We start from the raw sequence: 22,169 nt of genomic DNA, 5'->3' as shown, positions 1-22,169 counted from the left end.
TCGCCTTCAAGCGCCAAATCTCTTCAATCAATCGCACGGCCTGACAAGCTTGTCAGGCTGTTCAGGGCCGTTATCGACCCCAGGAACCTGACCATGGCTGACTCCCGCCCCGCCTCGCAATTGCTGAACCAGGTCTTCAGTGAAGAACAACGCACACAGTACGCTGCTCTCAACACTTACATCGAAGACGGTGGTTCGATTTTTCCACTGGTGGAAAAAGGTGTGCTGGGGCTGGTGAGGGACTTCAACATGAGCCCCGATGACGCCCGCCGGTTTTTGCGGCGGGCCAACAGCATGGCCATTTATGTGCGCCGACAATTCATCGAACACAGCTTGCGCAGTCATGAAACAGATGAGGCCGGGGCGACCAGTGGTTTGTTGTCGATGGTTTCGGGACCCAGTTTCGAGGTCCTGTTCAGACCAGAATTCGACAGTTTTTGCCCACCGCAGGCGCTGGAATCTCTCGCTTCGCCAGTGGCGTATCTGATCGAGCTGTTGAGGTGGATCGAGCAGCGTATCGAGTCCGTTTCGAGCAGTAACGAAAAGCTGCCGCTGCATGATCGGCGCAAGGACCTGAAACCGCTGTCGGTCGATCAAAATGCGGTGTATCGATCGGTGTCTGCGGTCGACATCATCGTCCCGGTGCTGGAAACCTTCATCGCCGAGCACGATGCCGGACTGGATGTTGAAGACGCGATGATCGAGGCGCGATACCCCAATGGGCTGCCTTATTATCAGCACTGGGAGACCCTGGATGCGGTCGCCCATCACCAAGGGCTTTCGGTCGGCAATTTTGTGCACTTGGTGGACAACTCAGCCCCTTATTTTTTGCAACGCCAGGCGTGGGATGCCGACGCGGGGCGTGCCCTGGCCCACGCATCACGGCTGGGGCCCTATCAGCGGCGGTTGCTGACGGAGTCGCCCGTAGAGTCCGAGAGTCGCGAGGGTTTTTATTCGCAGAACTTCGGTGCATGGGGCGTGGTGTGGCAGAACCTTAATCAGGTGCCATTCTTCGGTGAGCGAACCAAACTCGACACCCCGGGGCTGGAGGCCTTGCTGTCGGTACGAGGTTTCGCACCGGTTCGTTCTGCCAATGTAAACTACTCGCAAGATGCGCCTGCCGAGCCGGAAAGCGGGCGTTCCGGTTCGGTTTATCTCAATGCCAATAGCCACCCAGCGGTCAGCATTACGGATAGCGGAGCCGGCCCTTCATTCCTGCATAAATTATCAGCGGATCCCATCAGCGACGTGGGTCTTGACCGATACGACCGAATGAACCGCAAGTTGCGTCTGGATCAGTGGCTGGAGCTGCCCAGCGATCATGTGGATGCGTTGTTGGTGGCGGCCATCAGGGCTGAATCGCGTACTAGCAAGTCGGTCAATTCCTGGTGGATCACGGAAAAAGTCGTGCACGCGCTGGGCCTGTTTCAGTCGTTACGCGAGCGCTACGGGTGTACGGCGCCAGAATTTGCCGCGTTTATCGACGAGTTGTCGATTTATGGTCGCGGTGAAGCGCTCTCTCAGTTTGATCAAGTCTTCAATGGCCAGGGCGACTACCGCCAACCCATGTTGCTCGATGACGGTGAGTTCTCGGTGTTGCCGGTCCAGGGCGATTCCGAATTGACGATCACCCAGTTGTGCAGTGCGTTGGGGATCGACCTGCAGACCTACCGATACCTGGCCATGGCGATTGCCGGTGCGCATGGCGTCACCGACAACAAACTCAAGCGCACTCCTGCGGTCATTTCCAGTTTTTACCGCTTGGTGAAGCTGCCCCGTCTGTTGGGCATGACGCCGGTCGAAGGCGTCCTGATGCTGACGTTATTGGGGGGGGAAGACTGGCTCTACGGTCTGGCGGGTACTCCCCTGATCCATTCGACCCGAGTTGACACGCCCGATGTGCTGAACCTCATTTATGCCCTGCATTCCTGTGTGGGGTGGTGCGCAGACCGCAAACTTGCGGTGCTCTGGATGTTGCAGCACATCTCGCAACCCCAGGCGTTGGCCACCGCTTCTGACGATGAGCGCCAGTTGTTTGAAAAAGTGCGCAGCCTGTTGTCAGGCGCTCAGTTCACCCACTCGGCGTTACTGATGGCAGGGGTGCCACCGCTGGCGAACGCAAGCTGGCTGGATTTGCTGACGATGCTGGTCGATGCTGACGGACTGGTCCTGGCGTATGCGGGTACGCAAGCCGAGTACCTGGCCTTTGCCCGGATGGCGCTCGACGGGGCGGTGAAGGATGGCCTCGGTGACAGCGATGAAGTCGTACGCGCTGCCATTGTCGAGAAAATGCTCGCCGTGCTTTTGCAGGCCCACGAGGCTCAAGCGTCGGTGGTCAAGGAGTCGCTGGCGGTTTATGCGGGCGTCAACGCCGAGCAAGCATTTCAAGTGCTGGCCTGGGCCAATGCAACGGTGCACCAATTGTTGCGTCAGGTATTGGAACGCACCCTTTCGGAACGGGAAGACTCCCTGCGGGGACGCAACGAGCAGCCTGACCCCCTGCTTGTACTCTTGGCCGATGTACGCCGTCGCAGTGCGGTGGTGGCGAAACTCGATCTCGGTGCCCAGCTGTTGCAGGACTACCTGGATTACGGCCACAAGGCCTGGCTGGATCAGGAGGACAAACATGCGTTCACGGTGAGGACGCTTTACTACCTGACGGTGCTCACCCGGGCGTTTGAGTTGAGTGAGAAGCCTGCGCAGAAACTGCTCGATTATCTGCGTGAGGTCAATGCCTTGCCTGACCACCTGAGCGTTGATGCTGAGCGTCTGGCCCAGCAAGCGGCTGCGATTCGCCTGGCCGAGTTTTTCGACTGGAGTGTTCAAGAGGTGCGCGAGTGTGTCAGTCGCATCGACCCTATGCTCAAGATCCTGAAAAACCTGACCCAACTGGATTTGTTGATGCGCATTCGGGTCATGGCGACGAAGACCGGCATGGATGCCTTGACGATTTTTTTGATCGGCACCCTGCCCGAGGCGGTGGACAAGTCGAAGTACAAGGATGCTGCCGAGCATGCGTTGCTGAGCCTGTCCGGATCCCCTGTGCCTCAGATGGCGTTCACCGAGGATTTGCAGCAGCTCGTTACCTTGACCTGTGATTGGGACAAGCTCGAGGTGGTGGCCAACAAACCCGGCGAGAAAATCACCTTCACCGTGACCCTCAAGGATATCGACGAACAGCCGTTGAGAGGTGTCAAGGTTTACTGGCTTGCCAGGCTGGGCAGTATTGCCACCAAGAAAACGGACGTCAATGGCATGGTCAAGGCAGAGTTTTTGCCCGGCAAGGTCATGGGCACGGACACCCCGCAGTTCTGGCTGGATCAGTTCAAGCCGCAGTACGCCCCCACCATCCATGTTGTCGCTGAAGCGAGTTCCCTGCAGTTTCCGCCTTCGCTCATGTCGCCGGTGCCGTTGGGCCCCGTGCACCGCGGTCAGGAGGTCGAACTCTACGCCACGCTGATGGACCGGTATCTCAACCTCGGGAAAAACAGCCTCGTGCGATGGAGCTACGAGGCTGTGGACGGCACCCGGCTGCCTGTGCTGCATATCCGGCCGGCGCAGTCCAGCACCAACCAGGAGGGCGTGACGCAAGTGTTTGTCTCCAGCCCTACCGGCGGCACGTTTACGGTCATTGTCATGTCCGAAGCAGGAGACACCATGGCTTATTTCGAACCCTTCACGCTCGCTGGCATGGAGGCTGGCCAATGATCGCTATCGCTGACTGGTCCTGCGTTCCCGGCTCTTACCCTCAGGAGAAAGGACTATGGCACTGAACAATATGGCTGGCCTGCTCGAAAAGCGCCGTGATGCGCTGGTCGAATTCTGCATCGGGAAGTTCGGGAGCGGAGAATCACCCAAGTACAGCTTCCTGAAAACCCCGGCAGACCTGTTCGAACTACTGCGCATGGATCCCCTGGACAACTACCCGGTTCAAAGTTCCCGGGTGGCCGAAGCGACGAGCTGCGCCCAGAAGTTTATCCATGCCGCGTACCGCAAGCTGGAGCCAGGCTATGCGACGATCGAGTTCGATAAAAGAGATCTGGCGACTTGGGAGCTTTACAGCAATTACCCGGATTGGGCCGCGCGGCAACTGATCGCGATCTACCCGGAAAATTTCATGACCCCCTTTGTGCGACAGCGCAAGACCAGTCTGTTCAAAACCCTGGAAAACAATCTCAATCAGACCCGCCTGAACAGCGATTCGGTACAGGCAGCCCTGCAGGACTACCTGAAAACGTTCGAGCAGACCTGCAACCTGGATGTGATCAGCAGCTACATGGACGGTGTCTCGCCGGCACGCGCCGATTATTACTTTGTCGGTCGCCAGCGGGTGCCGCCTTACCAGTATTTCTGGCGCAAGGCTGAGGTGGAACTCTCGCCTGCCGATGTCGCCCTCAATCCCGCGGTGTGGAATGAATGGCAGCCGGTGGATATTCCGGCAGGGGCCAAGGTGCTGGACATTCGCCCGGTGTTCTGGAGCGGGCGGCTGTGCCTGGTGTGGGCCGAGTGGCGGGACAAGGTTGAGGGATCGGATGGCCAGAGCGTACCTCACCGGTTGGACATCAATCTGGCATTCATGAACCAGAACGCCCAGTGGTCGGCACCGTTGATCATGCACAGTTCTTCGCAAACCACAGATTACTCCGAGGACAAAAACGTTCGACTGATTGCCACCGTATGGGCCGATCATCACAACCCCAAGGGCAAGTTGGGGGTGTTGTTGACGAACCGCAAAGGGGACGGGAGTGAGGCCGGTCTGAAAGTGACAGCGGTACGCGATGTGCTTTTCCGTCCCTTGCCCGAAGATGATGGCGGCTGGCTGGAGCACGCCGCGGACAAACGCTTTGTCACCGCCGAAACGGTGCAGCATCCATTGCTGAACCAGCCGACCATCGCCGCCACTGTGGCCACGCCGGGGACCCTGACGCCATACCTGGATGTGCAGGCCGTGGCGTTTCGCGACGGTATCTACGATGTGCTGATTGTCCAGAGACTTTTGAGGCCCACGGGTCATACCAGTACCAGTAACGTTGAATTGCAATTGACGTTGAAAAACCCAGCCGAAGGCGACCCGGCACCGATTAAAACCTCCAAGCCACTTGCCGGTGGCTGGGGCACCGAATGGCAAGTCTTCAAGCGGGGGAAAGGTGCATGGGGGGCGCCGACCTTTACTTTTGGCAATGCCCTGACTGGATATGGAGTTAAAGAATTTGCATTGACGATTGCCAACGTAACGGACTTCAACCCGGCGACACTGCTGAAAAACACTTCCGATGCCGCGCAGTTTATTGCTTTCAACCAGCCAGACTGGACGCTTGAATTCACCCGTCTGAATTCGCTGTTCGGCCCCGAGCTGGTGCAACGCTCCAGTATTTCCGTGGATGCCGTACTGGATTGGGACACCCAGTTTCTGTCGGAACCGCCCCCCGGTTCTGCAACGATCAGCGAGCCGAACGGCGCATTCAACGGTGCCAATGGTTTGTTTTTCTGGGAGCTGTTTTTTCATTTGCCTCATCTGGTCTCAACGCGCCTGCGCACTGAAGATCGTTTTCTGGAGGCGCAAAAATGGCTGCATTATCTGTTTGATCCGCAAGCGCCGGCGGACATTACAAAACCGGTAGATTCCAAACCGCTTTACTGGCGCTGCCGGCCATTGAACGTCGTCATAGGCAATGTGGGCTTCGAAACCCGCGCACCGACCGATCCGGACGCCATCGGCTATTCCGCGCCCTACCATTTCCAGATTCTGGTGTTTACTGAATACGTCAAGAACCTTGTGGCCTGGGGCGATTGGTATTACCGCCAGCTCACCCGTGACAGCCTGGTAGCCGCCAAGTTGTGTTACGTCCAGGCCGAATTCTTCATGGGTAAGGCCCCCACGGTGCGCACAGTGAACCGTTGGGAAACCGATACGGTGGAGGGCCTTTTGACCAAGAGCCGGTCGCGACCAGCGCTTGAGCAGTTTGAACAAACCCTCGGGTTCAGCCTGGCGGACTTTCCTGCCGGCGCCGACGAACCGCCCGAGCTCGGGTTACTGGCGAACAATCCTTTCAAATTCCCGATCAATGACCAGTTGCTTGCGATGTACGACTTGCCCGGCCAACGCCTGCATAACCTGCGCAATAATCTCACCCTCGACGGCAAGCCGAGGGAGATCCCGCTTTTCAGCTCTCCCACCGATCCCAATCAATTGTTGCAAGACCTGGCGGCCGGGGGCATTGGCGCACCGAGACCCATGGGCGGACGTCTGGTGGTCGGTGCTTTCCGTTGGCGCGTGATGTTCGAGGCGGCGTTGCGTGCCGTGCAAACCCTGCAGGAATACGGCAGCCAGGTGCTGCGCTTGCTTGAGCAGCGGGATCGGATCGAGCAGGAAGAAATGCAGCAAGACCATCTGGTGAAACTGGGCACCTATGCCCAGACCGTGCAGGAATATGCCATCGACCAGTTAAAGGCGAATGTGCTCGCGCTGGAGCAAAGCCGGGCCGTGGCGGCGGATCGGGCCGATGCCTATGCGGCACTCTATGACGAAAATGTGTCGGCGGTTGAATACGAGGTCATGGAAAGTCTGCAGGAGTCAAAAAAACTGTCACTGGTGTCCTCAAGCATCAAGCCCGCAGCCGGGGCGCTGGCTGCTCTGCCCAATGTGTTCGGATTGGCCAATGGTGGATTTCGCCCCGACGAAATCATCAATGCGGTGTGCTTCGGATTGGACATCGCTTCGGCGGTCAAGCAACTGGACGCGGACAAACAAGCCACCACCGAAGCTTACCGCCGTCGCCGTAACGAATGGGCGCTGCAGCGCAATCAAGCAGCCGCGGAGATCCGGGCGATCGATGAGCAGATCGGCGCTCAAAAGCATGCCGTCGAGGCGGCCAAAGCCAGCCTGCAGCAGACCCTCACGGCCAACAGCCAGGCGCTGACGGTTTACAACTTCCTCAAGAAGCGTGCGACCAATGCCGAACTGTTCGGCTGGTTGCTGGGCCAGTTCAAGGCCCTGCACTATCAGGCGTACGATGCGGTCGTCAGTTTGTGCCTCAACGCCCAGGCTTCGTTGAACGCGGAAACCGGCGATTACGACGCGAATCTCACCTTGCCCCAGGTCTGGCTGGATAACCGTCACGGCTTGACCGCAGGCGAACACCTGCGTGGGCATTTGTTGCGCATGGAGCGTGAATACCTGCAACGCCATGAGCGTCGGTTGGAGTTGGTCAAAACCGTATCCTTGCGGCAATTGTTCGACGACAAGGTCGAACCGCAAGTGGGGATCGACAATTGGACGTCTGCGCTGCAGCAGTTGCAGGACCGGGGGACACTGGAATTCAAGCTTACCCAGCTGCTGTTCGATCGCGATCATCCGGGGCATTACTGCCGAAAAATCAGCTCGATCGAGGTCGATCTGCCGGTGCTGACCGGCCCTTACAAAAATGTACAAGCAACCTTGCTGCAGATCAGCAGCATGATAGCGACCAAGGCATCGAGTCAGTCTGTGAGGTATTTGCACAACCCGGACGGTGCCACAGGCCCGGCCGATGTGCAGGTCAACCTGCGCAGCGGTCAACAAATCGTCTTGTCGATGGGGATTGCCGATAACGGCATGACGGCCATGAAACCTGATGAAGGGTTGCTCAACCCCTTCGAAAACACCGGGGCAGTGTCGCGCTGGACGATGAATTTTCCACGGCCGACGAAAGCGTCGCAGCACGCCATGCTGCTGACGTTGACGGACATCATTCTGCGGATCCGTTTTACGGCCAAAGCCGGCAAGCCAACCTTCGCGCGAACCGTCGAAGACCTGGTAACCCAAGCTGAAAACCCGGAGCAAAACCCAAGCGTCGAAGGAGCCGTCCGTCATGAATGAACCGATCATCCAGGCCAATGAAAGTCTGATCCGCAATGGCGATTTCGAGCAGGGGTTTTCCCATTGGAAGAAAGGTGAGGAAAATCAAAGCTGGTTGAGTAGAGCAAGTGAATTCCATGAACACGCATTTATTACTTTACTGAAGTCTGGAAACAAGTCTTCGGTCAGTCAGTCGTTGGAGGTCCCAAAGGATCCCATTGAGCAAGCGCGCTATGTCCTCAGTTTCTGGTGCGAGACACGGCACACCGAAGCGGGCAAGCTGAAAATCAGCATCGATGGGCAGCAAGAAACATTGGAAATCCTGTTGCCGCCGGGTGCATCACGGGATGTCGAGGAGGATCAGGCGCGGCTGAGGAACGGTCAGCCGCTGGAGTTCAATCCGATCAAGTACAGAGTTGAACTGGCGCTGCCATTCAGTGCCGGGGACACCCTCACTGTCGACGTGTCCAGCCCGGCCAATGCCCCCAATGACCCCATCTCGGGCATCTGCATCACCCGTATCAATCTCCAATTGCATCTGGAGCCAGCGGTGATGCAAGGCCTGATGCTGGATGAAGAACCGGTGTCACCTGATGCGACGCTGTACATGTGCCAGGGGGCCTCCGCGAGCCTGGCTCACCGGTTGAAATTCCTCCCTGCACCAGACAATGCCTGGCGGGACACCCAGGCAGCGTTAAGCAGTGACGACAATCCGTTTGGCGCGGTTGTCGCAGTGCCGGACTGGGGCGTGGATCATCCGCTGGAGGATCGTTGGCAGCTTGATTGCCCGTTGATCGGCGATGAAGAGCCCTACCTGTTCTCGATGAACCTGCTTAATCAGTACACGGCCGAGCCTTACCCGGTGAATGTGTCGCTGGGACATCATCGATTGGTGTTTCGTGAGGTGCTTGAGGCGGCGTATTACCCGGTGCTTGAATACGAACAGCGTGTGCGTCTGGGTGTGCAAGTGGCGTCGTACTACACCGGCCAGTCCCTCAGCGGGCGAACGGTGACCTGGACACTTGCCGGCCAAGGGGTGAAAGGCGTTGGCGTCACGAATGACCAAGGCTGGGCTTACTTCGATTTTGAACCGCAGGCACATGGCAACGTTGTTATTCAGGCCTCTGTCGATAGCCCCTATTACGCCGCTGGTGTGGTCACTCAGTCGTTAGACGTCCGGGTATTGGCGACGGATCCGTGGAAAGACGTATTGGCGGTCGTCGATGGCGATGAGAAGCGTTGGGAGGAAAAAACCGGCTATCCCAATCGGGGCTCGGATTATCCCGTGACGATAAAACTGGCCGCAGACAGCCCGTTGCTTGGCACGGAACTGTTGTTGCGCTGGAGCGGTGATTCCCATGAGCAACTGGGGGTTATTGTCAGCCCGGCGCTTGAGCATTCGGTGCCGGTCATCGGCCGCGAAATGGCCTGGAACCTGACGAGCGAGGATCGTCTTGACGGTTGGTTTTATCTGGCGCTGGTCTGCTCGAAGCTGCTGCTGCCTTCACCGAAAAAAACCATGTCACTGGCGCGCAATCTGGTCAAGGTCGGCGAGGTGCGCGAGGCCAACAAGTTTCCAGTGGTGGATGAAAACGAAAGCGTGCTGTTGCGGGTGCAGGTGCTGCATGAGGTGGGCAGAGGCGACGGTGAGCCGGTGATTAACGCGCTGGTGGACTGGCTAACCCCTGAGGGCACGATTTCGACCCGATCCGGTGCCGGTGGCTGGGCCAGTGTGCCGTATACGCCGAACGTCGCCGGGGATCAGGTTGTCACGGCCAGCATCAAGGCCCATGCCGAGGCCGTTGCGATTGAACAGCCTTTTAATGTGAAGGCAATTGCGACCAGCCCCTGGAAGAGTGAAGTCAAGTTCCTGCTGGATACGGTTGAAGTCGAGCGCAATACGCTCGGCGTGGTGTGTCGGCGTGGCCAGACACATACCTTGAAGGTTGTGCCGGTCGCTGGCAGTGCGTGGGTTGGCAAAAACATCAGTTTGCACTGGCGAGGTAGCAAACCGGAAATCGGGCTGGAGCTCGCCGAAGTTGGTGTGCTGAAGCCTCTCGCGGCAGCAGGTGTGGAATGGATACTGTTCTCTCAAGCGTATGACAGCCTCAGCAGTCTGTTTGAGCTGGAGCTACGCCTTGAAGGCGAATTAACCGTTCGAGAGCTGTCCGGGCGCTTGATGTCCGGGGATCTGACGGAAGAAGTGAGCCTGATGCTGGATCAGATTCCGGCAGCGCTGGACGGTCAGGCGTTCTATCCCTGCCTGGGTGCGATTCATCGTTTTAACGTGTTGCCCAATGCGCTGAGCCCGTTGGTGGGGCTGGAATCTTTGCTGACGTGGTTGGGGACGCCGGCCGATCAGCTGGGAGCAACCGTTCAACCTGCCCTGAACCTGCGGCAAAACCTGAGCGATGGGGGCGTGACCTGGACGCTGGACTTCACCGCCAGTCAGACACCAGGCGACTTTGCCCTGGCCCTGGCATTGCCTCTGTTGAACTTCGTTGCCAGCGCCAAGCCGATGCTGCTGGCGCACAACAAAATCAGGATCGAGGCGTGTCGCGAGTCGCCGGTGGATCCGGTGGTGGGTCAGGAATCTGCGTGGCAGTGGGTTCAGGTGTTCTCTCATTTCACCCGGCACGCTGTGAATCAGGTGCCCGTGACATGGACGACGCCGCAGGGGCCAAGGGTGGTGCATACCGATAACGAAGGTTGGTCCGGTATTGATTTTTCGCCGGTAATCGATGGGGCACATGAAATTCAGGCGTTGGTGATCAGTGCTTTCGACAGCTTTGAAGATAAACGCGCGATGGGGGTTACGGCACTGGCAAGCGATCCGTGGGAGGGGCTGTCGGTCAGGTTTGACGGCGGACCGGCTCACGCCTGGGGTGAAAAGACCTACTTCCCGCGTCGTAAGGGTGAGCACACCTTTAAGCTGTTCGCTCCTCAGAACAGCCCGTTGTTTGATCGTGTCTTGACGCTCGGTATGACGGGGACCGGGCCTGGCGAACTGGGTATCCAGTTTTTACCGGCAGCGTTGGGGGTGTCACGCATGTTTTACGACGTGGGCTTGCAGTACACGTTCAAGGTGGGCGATCAGAAGGACGCAAGTTTTGCGTTGCGATTGTCATCGCAGCGACTGGCGAGTCTTTCGCCAGCGAACGCGATGTCATTGGGGGAAGGTGCACAGGTGGTGAAAATCATCGGGCACAGCAGCGTTGATCAGACGCTGGATTGGGGGCAGGAATTTTTTGGGCAGGTCACCGTAGTGTCTGTCATCAGTGGCAAGGCGATGGTGGGGTGGACGGTGACGTGGCGTAGTCCTGATCTTGGGGTTGTGACTTCAGTGACCGACTTTTACGGTGTGGCAAAAGTACGCTTTGTTCCGACTACTTCAGGAATGGTTGAGCTGACGGCAATAGTGGGGGATGGAATCTACGCGCAGTTGGTTTCATTGCCATTCGAGGTGAATGATCCACGTAAAATCAGCGAATTTATCATCACCCGTCCAGGTACTTATCCGGGAGATGAGGTCGAGGCTCAGGTCACCATTGTGTCGAGCCTAAGTGGTCTGCCGCTCGATGATGTTGAGGTCATGTGGGAGATTGATGATGTTTGGCTTACGCCGACTTCGACTAATGCAGAGGGAAGGGCGACGGTAGCTTTCAGGGTTGAGACACCTGGTGAAAAGGTGTTAACGGCTTCGGTACGTGGCGGCGAGGGAGGCTGGGATACAGCGTTGGTGGTGTTTACGGTGGAAGGTGTTGTGCCGGTAATTGAAAAATTAGACGCAAATTATGTGGTTCATTTGGATCATTCTATTTACGCTGAGGTATTAGTGGTTGCATCGAATGATGGAAAAGGTTGGCCCGGAATCACGATTGATTGGACTTTCCAGGGGGCAACGGTGCCTTCTACTATCACTTACTTGACGGGGAAATCCCAAGCAACCATTAAATCGAGTGCAATTGGTGTCTTTCCTCTCACTGCTTCCCTGGCTGATTACCCACAGTCGAAATCTATTGAAGTTGAAGTGGTCGGCCTGGATGCGCCGCGAATCACGCGCGTTGGCAGGCTAGGGAATGGATATTTCGAGGCATTCATTACAGATGGTCACATGACACCGATTGCAGGGAAAACGGTCTTCTGGCGTGTTGATGACTTGGTACTTGAACCTACGATTACAGGGGCTGACGGCATTGCCAAAATTCATGTCTCGCAGACTTTTGGCACTCTTTTTCCTGGGATTTTGATAGGTGCGACTAACTACCTATATGAAGTAAGGTTTCGAATCTAAAAATGAATGATTCGACGGCCGACTGCGAAGAGAGAGATCGTTAAATTACGCCGGCCCTTTTCCAGCTTAGATACCGCGTCACCAACTCGGCCCCCAATTCTGAGGGCCGAGCATCCACCACTGGCACTCCATGAGCACTCAACCGCTCATGGAGCTCCGCCCGGGCATTCAAATAATCCACCGCCCCGCAATAGGCCAACGCCTCCGGCAAGGTTTGCACCGGCAAGTGCCGAAGGTTATCGAGCAAGTCTTCGCGCAGACTCGCCACCAACACCCGATGTTGCTTGCTCAGGCGTTTGATGGCAGTCAGCAGTTCTTCATCGTCTTCATCGCGCAGGTTGGTCACCAGCACCACCAGTGCCCGACGTTTTTGTCGGGCCAACAACTGAGTGGCCGCGGCCTGGTAATCGGCGGGGCGTTGGGTACTGTCGAGGTCGTACACGCTGTTGAGCAAAACGTTCAATTGGCCAGTGCCTTTGACCGGGGCCAGGTAATGCGCGCGGTCACTGGCGAACGTACTCAAGCCCACCGCATCACCCTGGCGCAGGGCGACATAGCTGAGCAACAGGCACGCGTTGAGGGCGTGATCGAAATGCGCGAGTTCGCCGTCCTGACTGCGCATGCGCCGACCGCAGTCGAGCATGAAGATGATTTGCTGGTCACGCTCGTCTTGATACTCACGGGCAATCGGCGTGCGCTGGCGTGCCGTGGCTTTCCAGTCGATCTGGCGCAGGCTGTCGCCTTCACGAAACTCGCGCAGTTGATGAAACTCCAGACCCAACCCGCGACGTTGCTGCTGGCGCACGCCCAATTGGCTGAGCCAGTTATCCACCGCCAGCAGTTCGCCGCCGTAGAGGCGAGCGAAATCAGGGTAGACACGGGTGCTGTCGACCACGTTCAGCAGGCGTTTGTCGGACCATAAACCCAAGGGGCTCGGCAGGCTGATTTCGCAGTGATCGAAGCTGAAGTGACCGCGCTTGAGTGGACGCAGCCGATAGCCAATTTCACTCTGTTGGCCGGGTTGCAGTTCTACCCGGATCGGCAGGTTTTCGAAGCTCAGGCCATCCGGTACATGATCGAAAATGTCGGCGTTGAGTGGTTGCGTAAAGTCATGCTCGACCTCCAGCCGCACGTCGCTCCAACGGCCGAGCGCCAGACTGCCGGGCATCTGCCGTCGCACACGAGGCGAGGGCAGGCGCTTGAGGCGGATGGCGTCGAGAATCGCCAATGCCACCAACGCCAGCAGCAATCCCCAGTTGATCGACAACAGGGTCGATGAAACGTCGATATCCAATGCACGCAAGGTGCCCAGCACGATGCCGATGGCCAGCAGGATCGCGAGCCAGATCAGCAACAGGCGCGAGGGTTTCACAGGCGCGGTGCCGGCACTTGATCGAGCAGTTGCTTGAGCACCTGATCGACGTCCAGCCCTTCGATATCCAGCTCCGGTGCAATGCGTACACGATGGCGCAGCACCGCCAAAGCGCAGCCTTTGATGTCATCCGGAATGACGAATTCGCCACCGCGCAACAACGCCCGTGCTCGAGCGCAGCGTACCAACGCAATGGATGCCCGAGGCCCGGCGCCGAGGGTCAACCCCGGCCAGGTGCGGGTGCTGCGGGCCAGGCGCACGGCGTAATCGAGCACCTGATCGTCCATCGGCAAATCACTGGCAATACGCTGCAGAGCCAGCACGTCCTTGGCCTGCAACACCGTGCGCATCGGTTGCACATCGAGCATGTCGGCGCGGGTCGAACGGCTGACCTGGCGGACCATGTTCAGCTCCTGCTCGGCATCGGGGTAATCCATGCGCACCTTGAGCATGAACCGGTCGAGCTCGGCTTCGGGCAGGGGGTAGGTACCTTCCTGTTCGATCGGGTTTTGCGTGGCGAGCACCATGAAGGGTTGCACGATGGGCAAGGCACGGCCTTCGAGGGTGACCTGGCGTTCCTGCATGGCTTCGAGCAGCGCGGCCTGGGTTTTCGCCGGGGCGCGGTTGATCTCGTCGGCCAGTAGCAGGTTGGTGAATAGAGGACCTTTGCGCAGCTTGAACTGCTCGGTGTTCAGGTCGTAGACCGCGTGCCCGGTCACATCGCTGGGCATCAGGTCTGGCGTGAACTGGATGCGCGCGAATTCGCCGCCGAAGCAGCGGGCGAGGGCGCGCACCAGCAATGTCTTGCCCAACCCCGGTACGCCTTCGAGCAGCACATGACCGCCTGCGATCAGCGCGGTGAGGACGTCGTCGATCACCGTGTTCTGGCCGATCACCGCTTTCTGCAATTCCCCGCGCACGGCCTGGGCCAATTGGCTGGCGCGCTGGCGTTGCTGGGCGGCGTGAGTCGGCGAGCCTGGCTCGATCTGTTCACTCATAGCGTGTTCCTCAAGGTTTGCAGGTGGGCGACCTGACGGCTGAAGTGAGCGCTGGACAGCCGCTGCTTCGGTCGCGGGCTCATGGCCTGGCTGATAGCATGTGTGGATTGGCCGGTCAGGCGTGCGAGCACCAGCCATTGCTCGGCAACGCCGAGTTGCTCAAAACCGGGATGACGACGCCGCACGCGGCGCAGGATGTCTTGTTGCAAGGCTTGCAACAGGTGTTGCTGGCCGTTGCGGCGCAACATGAAATCAGCGCTGGCGCGCAGGTGTTCCTGTAACTGACGGCGGCCTTTCGCAGCGGGCTCCTGCAATGGACCCTGGCGCACCCCCGCATGCCAGAAGCCAAGTCCGATCAGCGCTATCAGGGCCACCAGCGCCTGCGGGAAATATCGCCACAGCAAGGTCAGCAGGCTGTCGTGTTCGATGTTGAACAGCAACGTCACGCTTGTGTCCGCCGTCAGATACCAGAGCAGCCAGGCATTGTCGTACTGGTCGATGGCCGGGGTTTTCCACAGGTCGGCGTCGGTGACCACAATGATCGAACCAAGCCCGTGGTTGAGCTGCATCATGTGTGTGGCCTTGCCGCTGTTAGCCCAGGCTTGGGCGAGGTTTTTCGGGTCATCGAGATGGAACGTCGTGTCGAAATTCGCGTAGGCCGGAGCTTCTTCATCTTCCAGATACAGCTTGGTCAGTTTGGGATAGCGGTCGTCGAGGATGTCCGGTGGCGGCTCCTTGAGGTCTTTGCTCAGCGACTGGTGCAACTGCACCCGGTCGAGCAGCAGGTCGTTGCTCTGCCCGGTCTTTTCATCCCAAAGGGATTGGGCCACAAATAAAATACGCCCGCCGGCCCGGGTCCAGTTCAAGACCTGATCAATCTGACGCGGGGTCATGTTGTAGCGATTTCCGAGCAACAACAGGCTGTGCTGATGGGGATCAAGGGTGGGCAGCACGTCAAGACCATTGGCGTGGCTGACGGTCAGGCCCTGCTTGCGCAAAAAATGTTCAGCGGCGAGGTAGGGGTTGGCCTGCGCTTCAGGCGATGGGCCGTGATCGATTTCTGCCGGATAGGGCGTGGCTTTCAGGTATAGATAAATACTCAGCGCACCCACCAGCAGGGCGATGAATACACCAATCACCTGCCACAATCGCCGGCTCAATGGGCCGCTCCCGGGCCGAACAAAGCTCGCCAGCCCTCACACAGTTCCTGTTGCAGATGCGCGGGTGGCAGGCGATGACCGTAGGCCATGTTCTGCCAGTGAGCGGTCAGCGTCTTGCTAAACGCCAGCAAGGCCGGTTGCTGCAGTTGTTCGACGCGCCGCAGTACTTCGCCTTCGGTGTCGGCGGGTTTCAACGCCATGTGGTGATCGTGCAGCAAGTGGCTGAGCAGGGCGCGATAGAGCAAACCGAGGGCCGCTCGCGGGTTGGTTTGCCAGAGACTTTCCGCACTGGCGGCAATGTCGGCGGGCAGGGTTTCACGGTCGAGGTCCAGGCCAAAAGCCTGTTGCGGTAATGGTCGGGCGACTTTTTTTTGCAACGCGGGTCGATAACTGACAAACGCCTGCAACCAGTCACGGTAATGCCAGATCAATAAGCCGATACCGCCGATAATCGCGCCCCACAGCAATACTTCGATCAGGGTGGCGAGGAAGCTGAAACGCTGGCTGTCGAGCAGCGCTAAAAACGCCTTCAGCCATTGCGGTGTTTTGCCGTCATCCGGGGTTTGGCCCTCGGGTTTGTCTTCGCCAAACTGATAGCGGGTGACCGTTTCCTTGTTCTTGAACGGTGGATGGTCGAGGAGGGCTTTGATGCTGTCTTTTGAAGCCTGGCTGGTCAGCGGTTGATGGAGCAGTCGAGGACTGTTCGGAGTGATGGCCGTTTCGGCGGCCCAGACGTGTTGCGCACCAGGCACCCACAGGATTGCCGCGAGCAACAAGCTGAGGGCGGTTGTAGTGAGACGTTGGCGTAATCGGCGAAACACCAGTTCAATATCCCAGGCCTCCAGCACCGTGCGCCGGTTCAGGTAAAGGCTGAAGCCACAGGCGACATAGACCGGCTCCCAGACAATCAGCACCAGCACGTAAAAAGCATTGGTCAGGTGTTCCAGCCAGCGCCAGTCCTGCACGGCGGCGGTAATCAAGGTCTGCCAGCTCCAGTCGAGTTCAACCTGCTGTGGCAGGAACAGGTAGAACAACACCATCAAACCAATCCACAGTGCGCTTTCCAGATGCACGCCGATAACGGTCAGCCATTTCGCCGCGCTGGCATTGCGCTGCTGCAAGACCTGCAACCGCTGTTGTCGCGCCTCGCCACTCAGACCTTCAAGTTGCACCACCGGCATTACAAAGCTGCGGCTCAGGCTCAGGCGACGCCAGGTCAGGCTGGCCAGCAGTTGCGGCTTGAGCAGACGTGGCCATTCGCGCAGCGCCTGTTTCAACGTCGGTGTTTCGCCGAACAGGCTTTTGGACAGGATGAACAACGGCAGGCGCTCGAACGCCGGTTTGAGCCACCAGAAGATGAATACGGCGAGGGACGGCGAATCCCAGAACATCGCACTGAGCAAGGCGAAGACCGGCAAGGTCACGATGGCCCAACTGGTCATCAACAGGCGTCGATGGCGCTGGCTCAGCAGCACGCCCAGGTCCATGGCTTCCCAGGTGGTGCGCGGGCGGATCACGACCGTGGCATCACTCAGGCGCATGGCGAGCCCGTCCGGCAAACAGCAGATACGTCGCGACCAACGCCCACAGCGCGGCGCCGACCAGGTATTTGGTCATCGGCTTTGGGGCGGTCATCGAGGACCAGTAAGCTTCGATAAACGCCGCAATCAACAGGAGCAACATGACGCCGCAGATCAGCAGCACACTCTTGCCCGCCGCCAGTCGCAATGCTTCGGTGCGCGTCAGGCGTCCCGGTGCAATCAGCGCCCAACCCAGCTGCAGGCCGGCGGCTCCGGCCAGGGCGATGGCCGTCAGTTCAAAAGCGCCGTGCCCGATCACGAACGACCAGAACGATTGCCCAAAGCCGACATGCGTCAAGTGCCCGGCCACTGCACCGATCATCAAGCCGTTGAACAGCAGGAAAAACGCGCTGCCCAGACCCAGCATCAACCCGCTGGCAAAGGTCTGAAAGGCGATGCCGATGTTGTGCATGATGTAGTAACCGAACATCACCCAGTCTTCACTGGCGGCGCGTTCCGTTGTGCGTCCCAAATGGCCGGCGACCGGGTCGTACATACTCTGCAATTCGCTGACCTGTTCGGCCGGAATCAGGTTGTAGACCAGGTCCGGGAACAGGTACACCAGCAGCGCGAAACCGCTCAGGCTGCCAAAAAACATCAGGCTGGCGGCGAGCACAAAGCGCCATTGTTCGCGCACCAGTCGCGGAAATCCGGCCAGGATGAAACCCGCCACGTTGGCGCCCAGTCGACTGCGATGCCGATACAGCTGTTGATGCCCGCGCAGCACAAGCTGCTGCAAGGAGTCGATCAGAAAACTGCTGTAACCCCGTTCCTGCGCCAATGCCAAATGTTGGCAAAGGCGACGATAGTCCTTGGGGAAACCGCCGATCCGGGACGCGCCCTTGCCGTGCTCCAGCTGACCCAGCATCAGGGAAAACTGTTCCCACTCGGCCTTGTGGCGCTGTTCGAACAGACTCTGCTTCATGCCGGCCCCAACAAGCCACGGGCGATGCCGTTGAGTTCTGCCACGGCGCGCGGCGGGTCGACCTGCAACGGTTGCGCGAGAATCGAGGCGAGCTCAAGGGTGCGAGCCTCCGAGAGTTCACCCTGGCGTTCGGCAAAACCGAGGATGGCGCGCTGTTCGGACAGCGTCAGGGCAAAAACCGGGCGCACAGGCGTGGCTTCGGGCAGTTGCGGTCGGGTGCGCGGTTGTTCGCGGTAGATCACCAGCGTGCCGGCAGCGAGGTCGCCGAGACGCTTGAAGGTGGGATCTTGCAGGCAGCTGATGGCACCGAGGAAGTAACCGAAGGGCAGCATGTCGACAAATCTGAGCAGGTTGCGCAGCAGCGAAGCGGACCAGCCGACCGGTGTGCCGTCGTCCTGTACCACGCGCAAACCCATCCACTGTTTGCCCGGTGAGCGGCCCTGATTGAGCACTTCGAACAGCACCATGTACCACCAACTCACTGCGAACAGCAGGAGCGAGCCCAGCCCCGCGCCAACCTTCCCGAGCAGCGACAGCACGATAAACAGCAAACCGAGGATCAGCCCGCGCAACCCGAGGTCGATGGCAAAGGCCAGCGCACGCACCATCAACCCGGCGGGACGCAGTGGCAAGTCGATGCCTTCGGGCGTTTCGACTTGATACCGCGTGTCCAGTGGCGGGTACAGCGTTGCTTTCCCTGGCAGTGCTGTGGTCTCGAGCATGGGCAACCTGTGTGGCCTGTTCGGGATTGGAAGTCTGTTCGATGCTAGCAGCCTCTCGGGGGAAAACGACATAACTATGTATTGCACGGTGAGTGGCCACAGGTGATTGAATGACAAGTTACTGGCCGGGGCGGGATATGAACGCCTAGACTTCGTCGATCTTCAGTTCAGGAACAGCCCGTGACCTCGATCTTCTGGTACGACTATGAAACCACTGGCATCAACCCCCGTTGCGACCGACCGCTGCAAGTCGCGGGGATTCGCACCGACTTCGATCTCAATGAAATAGACGAACCGGTCAATCTTTACTGCCAGCCCAGTGATGACATCCTGCCGCATCCAGCGGCCTGCGCCATCACTGGAATAACGCCAGGTCAACTGGCCGGGCAGGGCTTGAGCGAAGCCGATTTCATGACCCGGGTGCATGCCCAGTTGGCGGCGCCTGGCACGTGCGGTGCGGGTTACAACACGCTACGTTTCGACGACGAGATGACCCGTTACAGCCTGTATCGAAACTTTTTCGATCCGTATGCTCGCGAGTGGCAGGGCGGCAACAGTCGCTGGGACCTGATTGATGTGGTGCGTGCGGCATATGCCTTGCGTCCGGATGGGCTCGTCTGGCCCACGGACGACGAGGGCCGGGTGACGCTCAAACTCGAACGCCTGACCGCCGCCAACGGCATTGATCATGGAAATGCCCACGAAGCGTTGTCGGACGTGCGCGCCACCATCGCGCTGGCGCGTCTGATTCGTGAAAAACAGCCGAAGTTGTATGACTGGCTATTCAAGTTGCGCAGCAAGCAAAAGGTGATGGACCAGATTCGCCTGTTGCAACCGATGGTGCATATCTCCGGGCGCTTTTCGGCTGCCCGCAGTTATGTCGGTGTGGTGCTGCCACTGGCCTGGCACCCGCGTAACAAGAACGCATTGATTGTCTGTGACCTGCACCTGGATCCCCAGGGTTTGCTGGATCTGGATGCCGAGACCTTGCGACAGCGGCTGTACATCCGTCGTGATGACCTGGCCGAAGGCGAATTGCCCGTGCCGCTTAAACTCATCCACATCAACAAGTGCCCGGTGGTCGCACCGTTGTCTGTTCTTCGCCCCGACGATCAGCAACGCCTGGGGCTGGACATGGCGCTTTATCAGGAACGAGCGCTGCGGCTAATCGACGCACAACAAGTTTGGCGAGATAAAGTGCAGGCGATTTATACCAGCGAAGATTTCACGCCAAGCCAGGATCCCGAACAACAGTTATACGATGGTTTTATCGGTGACCGGGATCGGCGTCTTTGCGAGCAAGTCAGAGCCGCGGACCCTGCGCAGTTAGCACAAGAGCAATGGCCTTTCGATGACGAACGTTTACCTGAATTATTGTTTCGATATCGCGCACGCAACTTCCCCGATACGTTGAATTCCGAGGAGCAAGAGCGCTGGCGATTATTCTGTCAGAAACGTTTGTCAGCACCCGAGTGGGGGGCGCCTCATACCCTGAAAAGTTTTACAGAGGCCGCGGCCCAATTGAACGAAACTGCTACACCGTTGCAGCGCGCAGTGCTGAGTGATTGGCAATGTTATGTCGAGGTATTACGAAAACGTATGAATCTTTGAAAACGAAAACAGACATGTCCGAATCACGGGCATAAAAAAACGCCAGCATTCGCTGGCGTTCTTTTTTGTCACGGATTCATCTGCGACAAGCTCTACGGCTTAGCCCAGCAGAGTAGCCCAGCCTTCAACCACGTCGCCGCCCCACTTGGCTTTCCACTCTTTCAGAGTTTTGTGGTTGCCACCTTTGGTTTCGATGACTTCGCCGTTGTGCGGGTTTTTGTATTGTTTAACTTTGCGAGCACGCTTGGTGCCAGTAGTTTTTACTGCGCCGCCGCGTGGAGCCTTGGATTTGGACTCTGGATCCAGCAGCGCGATGATGTCACGCAGGGACTTGGAGTATTCGCCCATCAGGGTGCGCAGTTTGCCTTCGAATTCCAGCTCGGTTTGCAGTTTGTCGTCTTGGGACAGGTTCTTCAAACGGGCTTGCAGCTCTTTGATAGCTTCTTCGGTGGCACGGTATTCGTTGATCAAGGACATGAGGACTACCTTATGTTGGAGGCTGGATGGCAGGGAACAGTGTGGCAATAATAGTCAGGGTGTTTCATCAAGTAAACATTTAACCGGCGTTTTAATTAAATTACTTATGATGAACAGGGCGAAAATTGAAGAGATCATTAAATAGTGTGGGCAGATAACACAGATATTCACAAATGGACTCTTGATATTGACTAAAAGATCACCAACGCGCAGGGCATGGGTGCTTCAGAATGGGATCCTCAGCCCGGAGTGCCGGACAAGGCGTCATCAATACTGCAGTTTTGCTGCGCAATCGCTAGAATGGCGGCCTTTGCGAAGTTCTGGAGTTTCCCCCTCATGCGCACTTTTCGGCTGGTGATTGCTTGCCCGGACCGCGTCGGCATCGTTGCTAAAGTCAGTAACTTTCTGGCGTCACATAACGGCTGGATCACCGAAGCGAGCCATCACTCGGATAATCTCAGTGGCTGGTTCTTCATGCGTCACGAAATTCGTGCCGACTCGCTGCCTTTCGGTATCGAGGCTTTTCGCGAAGCCTTCGCGCCGATTGCCAAAGAGTTCTCGATGGACTGGCGCATCACCGATACCGCGCAGAAGAAACGTGTGGTGTTAATGGCCAGCCGTGAATCTCACTGCCTGGCCGATTTGCTGCACCGCTGGCACAGCGATGAACTGGATTGCGAAATTTCCTGCGTGATTTCCAACCATGACGACTTGCGCAGCATGGTCGAGTGGCACGGCATTCCTTATTACCATGTGCCGGTCAATCCGCAGGACAAAGAGCCGGCGTTTGCCGAAGTCTCGCGTCTGGTCAAGCAGCACGATGCCGAAGTGGTCGTACTTGCCCGCTACATGCAAATCCTGCCGCCGGCGTTGTGCAGCGAATATGCCCACAAGGTCATCAACATTCACCACAGCTTCCTGCCGTCGTTCGTCGGTGCCAAGCCCTATCACCAGGCCTCCATGCGCGGTGTGAAGCTGATCGGTGCAACGTGTCACTACGTGACCGAAGAACTGGACGCCGGCCCGATCATCGAGCAGGACGTGGTGCGTGTCAGCCACAGTGACAGCATCGAAGACATGGTGCGTTTCGGCCGTGATGTCGAGAAGATGGTGTTGGCGCGCGGTCTGCGTTATCACCTGGAAGACCGGGTGTTGGTTCACGGCAACAAGACGGTCGTGTTCTAAACTGCGCA

12 protein-coding genes are annotated in these 22,169 nt (G+C 58.1%); 5 read left to right on the top strand and 7 right to left on the bottom strand.

All coding sequences use genetic code 11. The features are described from left to right. The first annotated feature begins 93 nt into the window (after window positions 1-93). From PMI22_RS14905 to PMI22_RS14915, 3 genes are read left to right on the top strand one after another with little or no spacing between them, the layout of a single operon-like run. Complete coding sequence (locus tag PMI22_RS14905) at window positions 94-3,708, top strand: Tc toxin subunit A (RefSeq protein WP_007945887.1); 3,615 nt, start codon at window positions 94-96, stop codon at window positions 3,706-3,708. A gap of 55 nt (window positions 3,709-3,763) precedes the next feature. Continuing rightward, the gene (locus PMI22_RS14910) at window positions 3,764-7,858 is read left to right on the top strand and encodes a neuraminidase-like domain-containing protein (RefSeq protein WP_007945885.1); all 4,095 of its coding nucleotides are present in this window, start codon (window positions 3,764-3,766) and stop codon (window positions 7,856-7,858) included. After that, a complete protein-coding gene (locus PMI22_RS14915) occupies window positions 7,851-12,131 on the top strand; it encodes an Ig-like domain-containing protein (RefSeq protein ID WP_007945883.1) in 4,281 nt (1,426 codons plus the stop codon). Before PMI22_RS14910 ends, PMI22_RS14915 begins: the two co-directional genes overlap by 8 nt. A 40-nt stretch (window positions 12,132-12,171) precedes the next feature. On the opposite strand, the gene PMI22_RS14920 is transcribed toward PMI22_RS14915, so the two are convergent. From PMI22_RS14920 to PMI22_RS14945, 6 genes are read right to left on the bottom strand one after another with little or no spacing between them, the layout of a single operon-like run. Continuing rightward, window positions 12,172-13,503 carry a DUF58 domain-containing protein gene (locus PMI22_RS14920; protein WP_007945881.1) on the bottom strand — a complete coding sequence of 444 codons (1,332 nt, stop codon included), beginning with the start codon at window positions 13,501-13,503 and terminating at the stop codon, window positions 12,172-12,174. Next, window positions 13,500-14,501 (bottom strand): AAA family ATPase, encoded by a 1,002-nt coding sequence (locus PMI22_RS14925; RefSeq protein ID WP_007945880.1) that lies wholly within the window; start codon window positions 14,499-14,501, stop codon window positions 13,500-13,502. The genes PMI22_RS14920 and PMI22_RS14925 overlap by 4 nt, the downstream gene beginning before the upstream one ends. Beyond that, window positions 14,498-15,661 carry a DUF4350 domain-containing protein gene (locus tag PMI22_RS14930; protein ID WP_007945879.1) on the bottom strand — a complete coding sequence of 388 codons (1,164 nt, stop codon included), beginning with the start codon at window positions 15,659-15,661 and terminating at the stop codon, window positions 14,498-14,500. The genes PMI22_RS14925 and PMI22_RS14930 overlap by 4 nt, the downstream gene beginning before the upstream one ends. Beyond that, the gene (locus PMI22_RS14935) at window positions 15,658-17,202 is read right to left on the bottom strand and encodes a DUF4129 domain-containing protein (protein ID WP_007945878.1); all 1,545 of its coding nucleotides are present in this window, start codon (window positions 17,200-17,202) and stop codon (window positions 15,658-15,660) included. The genes PMI22_RS14930 and PMI22_RS14935 overlap by 4 nt, the downstream gene beginning before the upstream one ends. Beyond that, window positions 17,189-18,166, bottom strand: coding sequence for a stage II sporulation protein M (locus tag PMI22_RS14940; RefSeq protein WP_007945877.1), 978 nt, complete (start codon window positions 18,164-18,166; stop codon window positions 17,189-17,191). Before PMI22_RS14940 ends, PMI22_RS14935 begins: the two co-directional genes overlap by 14 nt. Further along, entirely contained in the window at window positions 18,163-18,888 is a 726-nt protein-coding gene (locus PMI22_RS14945; RefSeq protein WP_007945875.1) for an RDD family protein, read from the bottom strand. Before PMI22_RS14945 ends, PMI22_RS14940 begins: the two co-directional genes overlap by 4 nt. Window positions 18,889-19,068: 180 nt before the next feature. Here PMI22_RS14945 and sbcB point away from each other — a divergent pair, with 180 nt between their 5' ends. Beyond that, on the top strand, window positions 19,069-20,499 hold the full coding sequence (gene sbcB / locus PMI22_RS14950; protein ID WP_007945874.1) for an exodeoxyribonuclease I: 1,431 nt from the start codon (window positions 19,069-19,071) through the stop codon (window positions 20,497-20,499). A gap of 99 nt (window positions 20,500-20,598) precedes the next feature. Here sbcB and mvaT read toward each other — a convergent pair whose 3' ends face one another. Next, the gene (gene mvaT, locus PMI22_RS14955; protein WP_007945872.1) at window positions 20,599-20,976 is read right to left on the bottom strand and encodes a histone-like nucleoid-structuring protein MvaT; all 378 of its coding nucleotides are present in this window, start codon (window positions 20,974-20,976) and stop codon (window positions 20,599-20,601) included. Window positions 20,977-21,312: 336 nt separating this feature from the next. Between mvaT and purU the strand changes: the two genes are divergently transcribed. Continuing rightward, window positions 21,313-22,161, top strand: a complete 849-nt coding sequence (gene purU / locus PMI22_RS14960) for a formyltetrahydrofolate deformylase (protein WP_007945871.1) — start codon at window positions 21,313-21,315, stop codon at window positions 22,159-22,161. Window positions 22,162-22,169: the final 8 nt, after the last annotated feature.

It is taken from the genome of Pseudomonas sp. GM21 (assembly GCF_000282215.1).
Lineage (GTDB): Bacteria > Pseudomonadota > Gammaproteobacteria > Pseudomonadales > Pseudomonadaceae > Aquipseudomonas.
Note: the sequence above shows the minus strand (reverse complement) of the source record. Positions and strands in the feature narration are given on the sequence as shown.

Excerpts from the sequence above, each read along its gene's own strand:
- mvaT (WP_007945872.1), bottom strand. The coding sequence starts at position 20,976 with ATGTCCTTGATCAACGAATACCGTGCCACCGAAGAAGCTATCAAAGAG.
- purU (WP_007945871.1), top strand. The coding sequence starts at position 21,313 with ATGCGCACTTTTCGGCTGGTGATTGCTTGCCCGGACCGCGTCGGCATC.
- PMI22_RS14935 (WP_007945878.1), bottom strand. The coding sequence starts at position 17,202 with ATGCGCCTGAGTGATGCCACGGTCGTGATCCGCCCGCGCACCACCTGG.
- PMI22_RS14925 (WP_007945880.1), bottom strand. The coding sequence starts at position 14,501 with ATGAGTGAACAGATCGAGCCAGGCTCGCCGACTCACGCCGCCCAGCAA.
- PMI22_RS14945 (WP_007945875.1), bottom strand. The coding sequence starts at position 18,888 with ATGCTCGAGACCACAGCACTGCCAGGGAAAGCAACGCTGTACCCGCCA.
- PMI22_RS14910 (WP_007945885.1), top strand. The coding sequence starts at position 3,764 with ATGGCACTGAACAATATGGCTGGCCTGCTCGAAAAGCGCCGTGATGCG.
- PMI22_RS14905 (WP_007945887.1), top strand. The coding sequence starts at position 94 with ATGGCTGACTCCCGCCCCGCCTCGCAATTGCTGAACCAGGTCTTCAGT.
- PMI22_RS14940 (WP_007945877.1), bottom strand. The coding sequence starts at position 18,166 with ATGAAGCAGAGTCTGTTCGAACAGCGCCACAAGGCCGAGTGGGAACAG.
- PMI22_RS14915 (WP_007945883.1), top strand. The coding sequence starts at position 7,851 with ATGAATGAACCGATCATCCAGGCCAATGAAAGTCTGATCCGCAATGGC.